Annotated in this window: 9 protein-coding genes; 4 read left to right on the forward strand and 5 right to left on the reverse strand. The window is 36.6% G+C overall.

Going from position 1 to position 14,073, the window contains the following annotated elements; translation table 11 throughout:
* The coding region (locus tag L647_RS0107695; RefSeq protein ID WP_024610658.1) for an IS4 family transposase at nucleotides 1-1,062 on the forward strand (1,062 nt) is incomplete at its 5' end.
* A 254-nt stretch (nucleotides 1,063-1,316) separates the two neighbouring features.
* Here L647_RS0107695 and L647_RS0107700 read toward each other — a convergent pair.
* A complete protein-coding gene (locus L647_RS0107700) occupies nucleotides 1,317-3,425 on the reverse strand; it encodes a TonB-dependent siderophore receptor (protein WP_024610659.1) in 2,109 nt (702 codons plus the stop codon).
* 557 nt (nucleotides 3,426-3,982) lie between these two features.
* Complete coding sequence (locus L647_RS0107705) at nucleotides 3,983-5,152, reverse strand: DcaP family trimeric outer membrane transporter (RefSeq protein ID WP_024610660.1); 1,170 nt, start codon at nucleotides 5,150-5,152, stop codon at nucleotides 3,983-3,985.
* A gap of 446 nt (nucleotides 5,153-5,598) precedes the next feature.
* On the opposite strand from L647_RS0107705, the gene acs reads away from it, so the two are divergent.
* Nucleotides 5,599-7,539 (forward strand): acetate--CoA ligase, encoded by a 1,941-nt coding sequence (gene acs / locus L647_RS0107710; protein ID WP_024610661.1) that lies wholly within the window; start codon nucleotides 5,599-5,601, stop codon nucleotides 7,537-7,539.
* Between the two features lie 80 nt (nucleotides 7,540-7,619).
* On the forward strand, nucleotides 7,620-8,270 hold the full coding sequence (locus tag L647_RS0107715) for a response regulator transcription factor (protein WP_024610662.1): 651 nt from the start codon (nucleotides 7,620-7,622) through the stop codon (nucleotides 8,268-8,270).
* 85 nt (nucleotides 8,271-8,355) lie between these two features.
* Here the strand turns inward: L647_RS0107715 and purU are convergent, their stop codons facing one another.
* A complete protein-coding gene (gene purU / locus L647_RS0107720; protein ID WP_024610663.1) occupies nucleotides 8,356-9,186 on the reverse strand; it encodes a formyltetrahydrofolate deformylase in 831 nt (276 codons plus the stop codon).
* Between the two features lie 200 nt (nucleotides 9,187-9,386).
* Nucleotides 9,387-11,273: a hypothetical protein gene (locus L647_RS0107725; RefSeq protein WP_024610664.1), complete on the reverse strand. Its 1,887-nt coding sequence runs from the start codon at nucleotides 11,271-11,273 to the stop codon at nucleotides 9,387-9,389.
* Between the two features lie 1,077 nt (nucleotides 11,274-12,350).
* Between L647_RS0107725 and L647_RS1000000125790 the strand changes: the two genes are divergently transcribed.
* Nucleotides 12,351-12,740, forward strand: a complete 390-nt coding sequence (locus L647_RS1000000125790) for a transposase (RefSeq protein WP_139015428.1) — start codon at nucleotides 12,351-12,353, stop codon at nucleotides 12,738-12,740.
* A gap of 481 nt (nucleotides 12,741-13,221) precedes the next feature.
* Here L647_RS1000000125790 and L647_RS0107735 read toward each other — a convergent pair whose 3' ends face one another.
* A complete protein-coding gene (locus L647_RS0107735) occupies nucleotides 13,222-13,983 on the reverse strand; it encodes an IS5 family transposase (RefSeq protein WP_024611512.1) in 762 nt (253 codons plus the stop codon).
* Between the last annotated feature and the right edge of the window lie 90 nt (nucleotides 13,984-14,073).

A 14,073-nucleotide genomic window follows, 5' to 3' on the forward strand; every position in this document is an offset into this window, starting at 1 on the left:
ATTAAGTATAAGCCTTTTCATAACCAGTTAGTTAAACCTGAACTAGCTGAACTAATGCGAGAGGTAACAAATAGAGTTTTTAATTGTTGGATAAATGATGCGCTTAAGTACACGAAAAAAGATTTGTTCAAGTTTGATAATATTTTAATTCAGGACGGTAGCTCTATTATGCTTCATCGTTCTTTAAAAGATGTTTATCCTGGGCGATTTTCAAATACGTGTCCAGCAGCTATTGAATTACATGCTACTTTAAATTTAACGCAAGGTTGCTTTGAAAAAGCAGGTATAACACCAGACAGTTACTCTGAACGTGAAGAACTTCCAACACTTAAAGAGTTGAAAGGACAGTTGTTACTTGCAGATAGAGGATATTATTCAGGTAGTTATATTCATGAATTAGATAAAGCAGGAGGATTTTACGTATTAAGAGCGAAGGGATTAAAAACAGTCAGAGTACATAATGCTTTTAAGCAAAATGGACAGGAACTAACAGGAAGTCATTCCCCTAAGTTATGTGAATTGCTCCCCGAATTACCTAAAAATGATCTTATTGATATGAGTGTTAGCATAAAAAACAAGCTAACAAGAGTTGTTGGGTATTGGTCAAAAAAAGAAAAACAATATACATTTTTAGTCACTAATTTATCTATTGATGAATTTACAGCGACTGAAATAGGCAAATTATATAGGTTACGCTGGCAGGTTGAATTACTTTTTAAGGAATGTAAGTCTTATAATAATTTACGCGGCTTTCAAACATCAAACGCAACCTTACAAGAGGCGCTAATTTATGTAAGTTTAGTAGTAACCACGCTTAAAAGGTTCTTAACTGGCTGTATTGAAAAGATATTCAAAACTGAAATGTCTACAATGACAGTAGCAAAAACAACGAGTGTTTGGTGGATTAACATATTAACAGCGATTATTAGGAAGCATAGGAAAGGATTGTTAAATGCAGTTAATGAAGCATTTGACTTTTTGAGGAGAAATGCAGCTAGGGCGCACCCCAAACGCGATCGAAAAACAGGCATATTTCAGTATGGGGTAGAGCCAAATTTTTAAGGCTGTACTTAATATTTTTCTTAAGTACCTACCTATGACATCCATGTAGGCAACAAAGAGTTAATCGTCCCTAGAAAGAACCCAAAGGGCAGCGCATGTTTGGTATTTATGCTGCATTATCGCCTATTTATGGGGAATAACCACACTATATAGGCTCTGCCTTGCCTAAAAACCAAACATGCTGCTGCAAATTCAACCACCAAAGATAAACACGCCCTAATAGTTAAAGAATGCGACCTAATTAAAATAGAACTTTAAAAGCGATAAGTTAAGCTAACTTTACCGCTAATAGGAGAGCCATAAAAACCAACATTGGCTAAGCTAGTAATATGTTTTTCATCTGTAATGTTATCAATGTTAGCTTGAATTGATAAGTCTTCGCTAGCATCCCATCGAGCAAATGCGTTCATAAGTAAATAAGAATCCTGCTTAACATTGCTGGCTATATTTTCTGTTTTTGATTGCCATTTACCGGCTAAACCAAACTGAAACTCAGGTAGCTGAGGCAGCGTATAATCTAATGAAAAATTAACAACATTTTCAGGTTCCCATTCATGAGAACTGTCGCCTGCGTCATCATTTATATCTAAGTATGTATATGCAAATACAGCATTTAGATCATCAGTTATGTGTCCGGTTAATTCTAATTCAAAGCCTTGGGTATCTTGATCAGCTCCTTTATAGTAAGTAAATCCAGATGCGTTTAGCCCTGCATAAGTTGCAATATTATCTTGTTTTGCACTAAATACGGCAAAGGTTGCAAGTAGTTGATCATCAAACCATTGAGTTTTCACTCCAACTTCGTAATTAACACCTTTACTTGGATCTAAAAATTTACCATCGTAATCGTATTGCTCTTGTGGCTGATAAATATCGGAATAGCTTACATATACATTAACATCATCATTAATTGCATACGTTGTTGCAAGGTAAGGGCTTACCTCACTTTCATCATTATCTATATCAACGCCTTGGCTAAAGCCTGTGCGCTCATAATCGATAGCGTTAAATCCCGCAATAACAAATAAGTCACTTGTTAGGTTTAATTTAGTAGAACCAAAAAAACGCTTCAAAGTAACATCAATATCAGCATACTTAGTTCGTTCACCCCAAATAGGCTCAGCAATCGCATCTAATGCGTATGGAAAAGCAGGCGCTAAACCATAAGCTTCAGTTGTTGCTGCATCGTAAGAGTTAGTAAAAGAGTAAGATGTACTTTGTGAAATACTACCACCAAGCATTAACTCATGCTCTTGGCCAAACAAGCTGTACTCACCTTTAGCTGTTATATCAAATAAATCAGCTGAGAATTCTGTATCATATCGTCCAGGAATACTGACTAAACCTAAATTAGTTTCACTATCAAACATTCCATAAGCGTCATAAAGGTAAAGTAATTTACTTTGATCTTCTGAGTCTTGGTAATTATAAGTTGTTTTAATTTCCCAGTTATTATCGAATACATAAGTATATTCAATAAAAGCTGTGGTATTAAGAGTATCCCATTTAGTCCACTCTTGGGTTGTACTTGTACTTACATCCCATTCTGCTTGTGTGCCATCGGCATATGAAAGTGGTAATCCTCCCCACATGGTTCCATCTGTATTCGCATCTTGATGTGAAGCACCAAATGAAAGTGTTGAATTACCAGTAAGTTGTCCATCAACTACAGCAGAGAAGTAAGTACGATCGTTTTCTAAACCATCAAGGTATGAATCAGAACCTTCTGCAGCACCAACAACACGTGCAGCCCAACTACCAGAATCTGTTAACAAAAATGAATAATCAGCTTGTAAGCGCTTTAAACCATAAGTACCTACAGAAATACCTACTTCACCTTCATTCTCATTTGTTGGGCGTTTTCGAACATAATTAATAGTACCAGCTGCATTACCAACGCCTGTTAATTGCCCATTTGCACCACGAATAACTTCTATTTTTTCATAACCGTAGCTTTCCATAGCACCAGTAACAAGACCCCAGTTATTAGGTAGACCAACACCATCAACTTGAGTACTTTTAATATCAAAACCACGAGACGTGTATCGTGTGCGGTTAGTTTCACCTTGTTCTACAGTAATACCCGTGGCCATTTTCAATGCGTCATTAATACTATTTGCTGCAAAGTTTTGAAGTTGCTCTGCGCCAATTACACTAATAGATTGTGGTGTTTCGTTAAGCTCCATAGTTAAACCGGTAGCACCTTGGCTAACTCGATCTTGACGTACACCTACTATTAATATTTCTTCCATTTGTTCATTGTTATTTTCAACTATATTTTTAGTTGATGTTTCTTGTGCTTGAGCTGAAAAACCCATGGCTAAAACTAATGAAGAAAGTGCAAAAGTGCGATTGAGTTTCATGTTTTCCCTTAATTAATATTTAATATTATTTGAGTTTATTTAAATAATAGCCATATTCTACTATTTAGAATTAACAAACTCAAACAAAAACTATTATCATTTACAAGCGTATTTGCATCTAACTAATGGGGATAGAATAATCTGTTAATAGTATTATTCGATATTGTTTATAAAGTGGGCTATGGGTTGCTGGGCTTTATTTGAATTTTTTATGGTGTTGGCGATGCATTACTATTTTTAATTTTCTTTTAATTTTTCTGTAAATAGACAATTAGACAAGATTAGAGACTTAGATTAAATAAGTATAAAATTTTAGGGTACGGTAAGATTTTTCAATAGACTTGAATGAAGTGTATAACTCAATTTAAATTGTATTTATTTGCAATTTAGCTTTATCGCTATTACTCATAATCATGCTGTTTTATAGGATTTTAGCGACGTACAATAAATTTATAGGTATAAAATTAAGATCTTTATTAAGCGAATAGAAAAATTTAAATAGAGTTATAAAAAAAGCGACCGAGGTCGCTTAAGGAAGTAATTAGATTTTTAGCTAATTAAAAAGAGTATTTAACAGAGAATTGTAAACGGTCTAAGTCGCCATCAACGCCACTTTCAGTTTCACGCTCAGCATGTTTTAGTTCAGCGCCAAACGTTAAACGTTTAACTGGAGAATATAAAATGTTGGCACTGTAGCTTTGGCTCGATTCAGTCGGATCGCCAGAAATTGAAAGTAAATCAGTGTTGTTGTCAGCAGAGAAGAACGAGTATAGGAACGTTGAGCGCCATTTACTTGTCCATTTATGTTGGTAAGCGACAAAACCAGATGTAGAGTCGATTGCATCTAAGTCATCGCCATTAAGTACCGCACCATGTGCCACATTTAAACCTACGTAACGACCTAAGCCTTTACCTTGGGTAAGCATAAATTTAATGTTGTCTTCGCCAACGTTTACTTTACCTGATGCACTCACACCGAACGATGTTTCGTCAGCATCAATTCCGCCTACTTTATAAGTAAGTTGACGAGCTAGTGCTGCAACAACAATGTTACCCCAATCAGCTTTATGTGTGTAACGTGCTGTAAAATCAGGTAGTGATGCATCATCAGTCGCAACACGTGTTCCGCCAGCAGTCGTTATTGTGCTTTCTGGGTTTTCTAATGAGAAAGACCATGCGCCTGTAGTATATTTAATTTGAGATTGGCGAATAAATACAGTGCCTTCAGCTGGACCTACAAAATCAAGTGTTTCAGCAAGCGCACCTACATTTTGAAAATTTGACCATGTTTGACCAAATAACCAGCCATCGTATGTTACATAGGCGTGGCGAATACGCGGTGCATATGAATTTGAAACACGTTCGTTACCGCCTGCAGCAGAAGCTAAAAAATCAATCTCAATTTTAGTATTAACGGTTTTACCATTATCCATTACTGTGGCTGTACCAAAGTTAAAGCGAGATTCACGTGCATGCATATCAAATACAGCATCAGAGCTGTTATCGTCGCCAACAGTTAGTGTGCTTGGCACATAAAAATCACGACCTACGTTTGAACCATCAGGAGCACCTGCTGAATAATCACTCCACATAGAGTCGAGTTTAATATATCCACCGTAAGTGAATTCTGTATCACCAATTTTAGCTGCTGTGGCTGCATATGCAGTGCTTGAAAGAGCACAAATAACAGCGCTTGCTGCAAGTGTTTTTAACGGGGTAAATTTCATTGTGGTGTCCTTTATTTAGGCTACTTGTTGTTTGTTACTTTTTTATTCGTATATTTGTGTTGCTTGCTACGAGCATTATTTACGAATAAATAGAAGCTTACTGATTTTTATTGCTCAATATACATTTTGTTTTCATTAGTTAAATAAAACAATTAGATTTACTAATATAAAATAATTAACTTATGCAGTAGGAATACTGTTAAATATGTATGATATTTACTCAATTACCTATTGGTCTATAAGACTAAGGTTTAGGTATAGAGTAGTTAGTGTTCACTTATATTTAACGCCTTGTATTTTTTATGTAAAACTATTGAGCGCAGAGGGATTATAAACTACAAAATGGTAATTTGAAGGGGTGTACAACTAAGGTCTAATACTTAATAAATCACTGCTGAGTAATCCTTGATAGGAGCCTAAGGCAAGTAATTTAAATGGAGACTAAGATGTCACAAAGTATCTATCCTGTTCCTGCGCACATTAAAGACGCAACACTCGTTGATAAAAATAAATACAATACGATGTACCAACAATCAATTAATGACCCTGAAATTTTTTGGGGTGAGCATGGTAAACGTCTAGATTGGTCTACACCATATTCAATTGTTAAAAACACGTCATTTGACAAAGGTCACATCAGCATTAAATGGTTTGAGGATGGCTATCTTAATGCATCGTACAATTGTATTGATCGTCATTTAAAAACAAAGGCAGATAAAACAGCGCTTATTTGGGAAGGTGATGATCCATCTCAAAGTGAAAACATTACTTATCAGCAATTGCATGATGAAGTAGCTAAGTTTGCTAACGGCTTAAAAAAATTAGGTGTTAAAAAAGGGGATCGCGTCGCTATTTATATGCCAATGACCCCACAAGCCATTTATGCAATGCAAGCATGTGCACGTATTGGTGCTATTCATTCTGTTGTATTTGGTGGTTTTTCACCTTCAGCTATTGCCGATCGGATTAGAGATTCGGGTGCTAAGGTTGTTATTACTTCAGATGAAGGGCGCAGAGCAGGTAATTGTGTACCGTTAAAAGCAAATGTTGATGAAGCTGTATTACAAGATTCGGTAACAACTATTGAACACGTTATTGTACATCAGTTAACGGGTGGCGAAGTTGATTGGCATGATCACGATATTTGGTGGCATGATTTAGTTGCTGATTTACCAGCGCAATGTGAACCAGAACCAATGAATGCCGAAGACCCACTGTTTATTTTATATACATCAGGCTCTACAGGTCAGCCAAAAGGTGTTGTACACACAACTGGCGGTTATTTAGTTTATGCTTCGATGACTCACGAATACGTATTTGATTTAAAAGATGATGACGTATATTGGTGTAGTGCCGATGTAGGTTGGATCACGGGTCATAGCTATATTGCATACGGACCACTGGTAAATGGTTGTACACAAGTTGTATTTGAAGGTGTACCAACATATCCAACCGCAGGTCGTATGGGTGAAATAGTTGATAAACACGGCGTTACTATTTTATATACAGCTCCTACTGCAATACGCGCACTGATGGCTAAAGGCGATGAGCCTATTGCATCATCTAATCGCGATAGTTTACGTATTTTAGGTTCAGTAGGTGAACCAATTAATCCAGAAGCTTGGACGTGGTATTACGAAAGTATTGGTAAATCGAACTGTCCGATTGTTGATACGTGGTGGCAAACAGAAACTGGTGGCATAATGATTACGCCTTTACCAGGTGCAACTGATACCAAACCAGGTTCTGCAACGCATCCATTTTTTGGTATTGCTCCTGCATTATATGACGCAGAAGGTACTACTCTTGAAGGCGCAGTAGATGGTAACTTAGTTATTTTAGATAGCTGGCCATCGCAAGCTCGTACGGTTTATAACGATCATGACCGTTTTGAACAAACTTACTTTAGTGCGTACCCAGGTGTGTATTTTACGGGTGATGGTTGTCGTCGTGACGAAGATGGTTATTACTGGATCACAGGGCGTGTTGATGACGTACTAAACGTATCAGGACACCGATTAGGTACTGCTGAAATAGAAAGTGCACTTGTGTCGCATGAAGCTGTTGCTGAGGCTGCTGTAGTGGGTTACCCACACGATATTAAAGGTCAGGGCATTTATGTTTATATTACGCCAAATGAAGGTGTAACAGTAAGCGATGAGCTAACTAAAGAGGTACGTAATTGGGTACGTAAGCAATTAAGCCCAATCGCATCTCCAGACATGATTCAATGGTCACCAGGACTGCCTAAAACGCGTTCAGGTAAGATTATGCGTCGTATTTTACGTAAGATTGCAGCAAATGAGCACCAACAGTTAGGTGATACGTCAACGCTTGCTGACCCGTCGGTCGTTGATGAACTTATTGATAATCGATTAAATCGTTAAATTCGCGTTAAAAGCTTGATTATAAGTTGATTCTAAACGTAGTATATCGGCTGNCCAGCCGAATTTTTTAGGAGTAAACCATGAGTCAGTTTTTGATAGCGGACGACCATCCGTTATTTCGTGAAGCACTAAAGGGCGCATTGAGCGTAAAGTTTGAAGGTTTAGAGGTTTTTGAATCATCAGATTTTGACAGCACATTGCAGGTGCTAAGCGAGCAAGAAGATCTTGATATTTTACTGCTAGACCTCCACATGCCTGGTAATGGTGATTTGTATGGTCTTATTCGTATCCGCGAAGAATATCCAAGTTTACCAATTGCCGTCGTTTCGGGCAGCGAAGATGCTAATATTGTATCTAAAGTAATGGGTTATGGGGCTATGGGTTTTATTCCTAAGTCATCTTCATCCGATGATATAGCCAATGCTATTAACCAAATACTTGAAGGCGATACTTGGCTACCTGTAGAATTAAAAAATAAAGTAGCTGAAATTGAAAGTGAAGACAGAGAAATTGCAGCGCAAGTTGCCTCTCTTACGCCTCAGCAGTATCGTGTTTTACAGTATTTACACGAAGGCTTACTCAATAAACAGATAGCGTATGAATTACACATTTCAGAAGCGACTATAAAAGCACATATTACCGCTATTTTTAGAAAACTGGGTGTATACAACCGCACGCAAGCTGTACTTATTGCCGCTAAATTAAAATTAGAACCTATCGAGCAAACGTAAGCTAAATTTAAGCATTAAAAAAGAGGCTTCTGCCTCTTTTTTAATGCTTAAATTTAATGTGTAATGCTCAGCTAAACATAAATATTTAACTAAAGACGACTGTTTTATTACCATTAATAAATAGTTTGTGTTCTGAAGCAAGTTGCAACGCTTTACAAAACACTGTTTTTTCTACGTCTTTACCCATCTTAGCCATCATTTCGGCAGTATTTGCATGCGTAACGTTGGTTACATCTTGCAAAATAATAGGTCCTTCATCAAGTTCATTATTAACAAAGTGAGCGGTAGCGCCAATAATTTTTACGCCGCGTTCAAATGCTTGATGATAAGGCTTAGCTCCAATGAATGCAGGTAAAAATGAGTGGTGAATATTAATTATTTTACCTTCAAAGCGACCCACAAATTCAGGGCTTAAAATACGCATGTATTTAGCTAAACCAATAATGTCGGGGTTATAACTGGCAATTAAATCACCTACTTTTTGATCGTGCTCGCTGCGAGTGAGTCCTTCGTGCGATACAACATGAAACGGCACATCAAACCCTTTGGCTAAAGGCTCTAAATCAGCATAGTTAGCAATTACAGCTAACACTTCAATATTAAGAGTTTGTTCAAATTGCTTTAACAGCATACCACCTAAACAATGTGCTTCTTTAGTTGCAAGTAAAACCACTTTAGTTTTTGCGCCGCAATGTAGTGCAAGTTTAGCGCCTTGTGGTAACGATGCGCGTAGTTGATCTAAAAAGTCGCTTTGTGGCTTACCTGTAAGCTCTGTACGCATAAAAAATCGCTGTGCGTCTTTATCTACAAACTCATTGTTACGCGTAATGTTTAAATTGTTTTTATGACAAAGCCCTGTGATTTTAGCTATTAAGCCTACATCATCAGCACATTGGGTGGTTAGTATATAGCTCATTGTCCTCATTCTTACCCGATGGTTAATGCTTCATTATTTGTGTTTTGGCACATAAAGCAAGGGCTTTGTGGACTAATTCAATATTAATCATGTTGTTGAGTATAAAAGAGGTAATAAAGTTAAAAGGTATTGAATAGAGGTTAATAAAGGATAAAAAAATGCCACCTAATTTAACAAGGTGGCATTTATAAGAAGGTTAATTAAGCCTTAGGCTCAGAAGATAAGTTTTCTTCTTGTCTTAAATATCCGGCAGCTTCTTCGTCATCTTTAGCTATAGCTTGCTGAGAAGGCATAGCGCGCGTTTGCTGGTTTAATTGATGTATTTGTGACGCATTACCTAAATCACGCTCACTGGTGATTGAGGCGATAGATTCGCGGTCTTTCAAAAATGCGATAACATCTTTTTTGATTGCTTGTAATTGACCTTCGTCTTTATGCATTTCCATTATATGGCGAGGGTGCTCAAGGTTTTTCATACCAGTAGCGGCAAAAGTAGTTGAGATAACACGAGAAACGATAATCCAAGGCGTTATGCTACTACGTACTAAGGTGTTTTCTGAGCGGGTGCTATCGTGAATACCAGTACCGGTTGATATTTTAGACTCAGTAAAGGTACCTTCGCATTTAAAGTACACTAGCAGTGATTCAAATTGCATTTCGGCAAAAAACAAGTGGGCAGTGTTCGTAAGTAATTGCGCAAATGCTTTGATAAGTATGCCTACTAGTAATAAGTGAAAGCTTGTCATTAATAGGTCACTAAATTGGACAATATGTTGGTTACTAAATGCTTGTTTAAAGCTATTAATATTTGCAGCATCCATATAATGATAAACATTAATAAGCGAATATGCTAAAAGCACAGTAAAAGTTAGCACTATTATATGAAGTAAGTTACCACTTACTAAAGCAAGTAATCTGGCAAACGTGAAGTTTTTACCTAAATCCATAGAGTGCAGTTTAGGTTGAATTTCTTGGATCATTTCACCTTTAAAACCACCTTTACCTTCAATTTGCTCTTGTAATTTAGGGTCCAACTCTCGATAAACTCTGTTTGGCACTTCTTTGTAGCGACGATTAGCCATTACTAAGTTATCAAGGTTTATAAAAATTTCGTCAGGATGAACAGACTCTTGCCAGTTTTCACGTAGCTCTGATACTTCAGCTGAAGGGGTAACTGAATTTAAACGCGCTTTAATCATAATAAAAGCAAGAGCGCAGCTTAAAGTTGCTAATACAATAATTGCAATTAAGTATATTCCAGCATGAAGACTAGGCAACTGCTCAAGCCAACTATCAACTTCTTGCTTACTAATACGTTGCTCTTTCATTAACCAAGACATAGAAAGACCAATCGCAATTGGTAAAATAAAAGACAAAGAAATAATTTTAGCAAGTGCGCCTGTACCAAGTGCTTCAATGTTTTTTTCAGCATTTCGGGAAATAGGTTTACCAGTAGAGCGCCACGAAAAAAGCACGTAAAACATTAATATACCGCTGTAAACAGGAAATGCTAATTCGCCAGCTTCACCGGTAAAACCAGATAAAGATACAAATGCAACAAGCCCATAAGCAATAAGTGCAACCAATGTACTTACCCATGAGCCAAATAAACGCTGAGCAACATTACGAATAGGGTAAGGTAAAAATAATAACTTAGGGATTAAGCTATGAAGTAAGCGTGATAAAAAGCCATTAGGTTCTTTAAATGTACTATTTTTGCGACCAACCAGCATTTCTTCGAGCGATTGTGCTGTATAAGCGACTTCTTTTTCTTCTTCTTTGGCTGTCGATATTTGTGATTTACTGAAATTATAAGCGAGAGAAGTAGGGTGATTCCTGCCTACAAAATATTTAAGAGTTGCATAAATACCAGCAGATAGAGAGCGAATACCAAATGCTAAAATAAGCATGCCAAAAACCATTAAAATCCAACCAGCGGTTGTATCTTCTTTCACAGAGCCAGCAGCAATAACAAGTATGCTAATACCCACAATAGACTCAATAAGCCCTCTTAGTGCAGTTACTTTACCTTCAAGTTTGAAGGGGTTTTTTAGTCCAAGATCAATCGAACCATAATCAAAAGCCATTGAATGCTCCTTTTTAAACAGCATGCCCATTTAAGGGGAATATGAGCGTATTTATAATAACCAATACACGGAAGTATTTTTATTTTTTGCTTAACTTTTCATTATATATCAATAAAGTCGTTCAGTTTAAGGTTATTTTAAGGTGATACATTCGGTGTGCTCCAACATGAACAACTATGGTGGCTTATGAGATATTAGTCGAAAGTTGAAAACAAGCGTTGGCAGTACTTTTATCTAATAGGTAAGTTTATTAATAATAGCGATGTTATTGAACTTCTGAATTACCTAGGGATTCTATCGGTATAACAATAACAATAACAATAACAATAACAATAACAATAATATTTATTTTTGTTTTGGATAAAATCAAATATTTTAGAAACAAGATAATTGGACTCTTAACCTCTGCACTGAAGTAGAGATTATTTTTCGGAGTTCAATTATGAATAAGTTAAGAATAGGTGTCGATTTAGCTCATAAATTAATAGAAGTTTGTAGTTATACAAATAATAAAGTGCACTCAAATAATGAGATGACACTGCAATGATTTAGTGAGTACTTGGCATCGCTTAGTCCTTCAATAATTATTTTTTAAGCCTATGCGAGTGCTAATTATTGACATCAATTTGCAACTTTACTTGGTCATAATTCCTTATTGATATCTGCGTGATTAGTCATGTCTGTTCGTCAAAGTCAAAAAACAGATAAAAATGATGTTTTGGCTGTTTTACAAGCATCGCTGTTACCAGATGTTCACTTTATTACTGCAAAATCGATTAATGAACAGCAAGCGTAATCAATGCTCAAATTGAGAGAGCACAGTGTTAAACAAAAAGTAGCGCTTAAAAACCAACTCACTGGTTTACTACGTTAATTTAATATAAGCAGTGGTCGCTCTAAGTTAGTTTGTCAGTACTATTCAAGATACATTAGAAGATGCCGAAAATGGTTTTTGTGATGCATTTAAAAAAATGCTTAAAGTATCGCTGGATTTATATTTAACGTTAACTTAGGCAATCGCTGCTATGATTTAGCATTGGGTAAATGGATCGAAGAAACACCAAGCTGTAAAAATCAATGCGACTAGAAGGGGTTGGGATCTTAAATGCTATTCATCTTTTTATTGATTTGTCGTCGGGTGAATTAGCCAGGTTTAGATCAGGCAAAGATGCCGCTGCTTGTATAGGTTTGACACCGACTCAACATAGCTCTGGTGGTAAAGTAAGTTTAGGTAAAATAAGCCGACGTCGAAATACAACATTACGTAGTTTACTCATTACAGGTGCAATGGCTGTCATCCAACAAGTTGTTAAGCGAGATCCAAAAACGAGTAAAGACCACTGGCTGAAAGCATTGATAGAACGACAAGGGAAAAAGTGTGCAGCTGTCGCATTAGCCAACAAAACGGTTAGAACCGCTTTTTCTTTAATCAATAATAAAACAGAATATAAAGCTGTTTTATTATAAAAAATCAAACATCATTTTTAGCTAAATTAATAACATGTTAGATGACATAGTATAGTCACAAGAGAGAAAAGTTCGTTAACAAGATGAGTGCTCTAACACGCGAAACTATCTTGAAGTCGAGGTGGCGGCTCATTTAGAACTCGTACATAAGAAAGCGAATATATTTAGTTAAAATAGTTGTTGATAAACGGGAGTCCACATAAGTTACTGTAGTGAAACGCAAGTGGTTAAAATTTAAAATAAAGTTATGGAATAATCCCAAGGACTTTACCATAAGAGACACGTATATTGTAAAGTGAGTATATTACAAATAATAACCAAGTGTTTTCTCTGCCATAGTGTAACGAGTATGTTTAATTGTGCAGCTTCGATATTTAAAGTAAGTAGATACAAGTTACCTTTGGTTAGATTATATTGCATTGAGCAAACACGGCGAAATCATGAGATACACTAGGGGCTGTTGATCTTTGTAGTATATATATTAATCAGCCCACATTGGTAGCCACATCATAGTAAATGCTAAAGCGAGCATGGAATGATAATTCCGTTCAAGCTTTTCATACCTTGTAGCTATCCCTCTATATTGTTTGATCCGACCAAAGGCATTCTCAACTAAGTGCCTATATTTGTACATGCACCAGTCAATATCTTCATTACCCACTAAACTGTTATCCTTGCGTGGAATAACGGGTGTAGCGCTATTATCACGAATAAACTCTCTTAGTTTTTCACTATCGTAGCCTTTATCTGCGACAACCACATTACTCGTTGGGCAATTGTCTACAAGTGACTCTGCATGGACGATATCATGCGTATTTCCACAGGATAATTCATAATAAACAGGCAATCCTCCGCTATCTACTGCAAGATGAATTTTAGTCGAATTGCCACCTCGACTCTTACCGATTGATTCATTGCCAGCGGTTCTTGCACCGCAACTATGCTGGTGAGCCCTGACAATACTGCCATCAATAAAGATCCAATCCATATCAGCATAGTGGGATAACACACGAAATAATTCATTCAAAATATCTTTTTTGGACCATAAATTAAATCGTCTATAGATAGCACTCCACGAGCCGAAATAAGACGGTAAATCTCGCCAAGGAATACCGGTACGCATCTTATAGAGTATGCCTTCGAGCGTTTTTCTATGCTCAGGCTTATTATAAATTCGACCACTTAAGTGCATTACTTTTGATAAGACATTCCATGTCGCGTCTGTTAACATTAATCTTGGCATGAGGGTTCGGTGTAACGTTTTTTAGCGAATTCAATTATACCTTATCCTCATGCTGTTTGTTTTTTATACCGCAAAGATCAACACGCCCTA

Origin of the sequence: Pseudoalteromonas sp. TB64 (assembly GCF_000498095.1) — a bacterium.
Lineage (GTDB): Bacteria > Pseudomonadota > Gammaproteobacteria > Enterobacterales > Alteromonadaceae > Pseudoalteromonas.

Coding starts and splice junctions, on each gene's coding strand:
- L647_RS0107700 (WP_024610659.1), bottom strand. CDS start 3,425: ATGAAACTCAATCGCACTTTTGCACTTTCTTCATTAGTTTTAGCCATG.
- L647_RS0107705 (WP_024610660.1), bottom strand. CDS start 5,152: ATGAAATTTACCCCGTTAAAAACACTTGCAGCAAGCGCTGTTATTTGT.
- acs (WP_024610661.1), top strand. CDS start 5,599: ATGTCACAAAGTATCTATCCTGTTCCTGCGCACATTAAAGACGCAACA.
- L647_RS0107715 (WP_024610662.1), top strand. CDS start 7,620: ATGAGTCAGTTTTTGATAGCGGACGACCATCCGTTATTTCGTGAAGCA.
- purU (WP_024610663.1), bottom strand. CDS start 9,186: ATGAGCTATATACTAACCACCCAATGTGCTGATGATGTAGGCTTAATA.
- L647_RS0107725 (WP_024610664.1), bottom strand. CDS start 11,273: ATGGCTTTTGATTATGGTTCGATTGATCTTGGACTAAAAAACCCCTTC.
- L647_RS1000000125790 (WP_139015428.1), top strand. CDS start 12,351: ATGCGACTAGAAGGGGTTGGGATCTTAAATGCTATTCATCTTTTTATT.
- L647_RS0107735 (WP_024611512.1), bottom strand. CDS start 13,983: ATGCCAAGATTAATGTTAACAGACGCGACATGGAATGTCTTATCAAAA.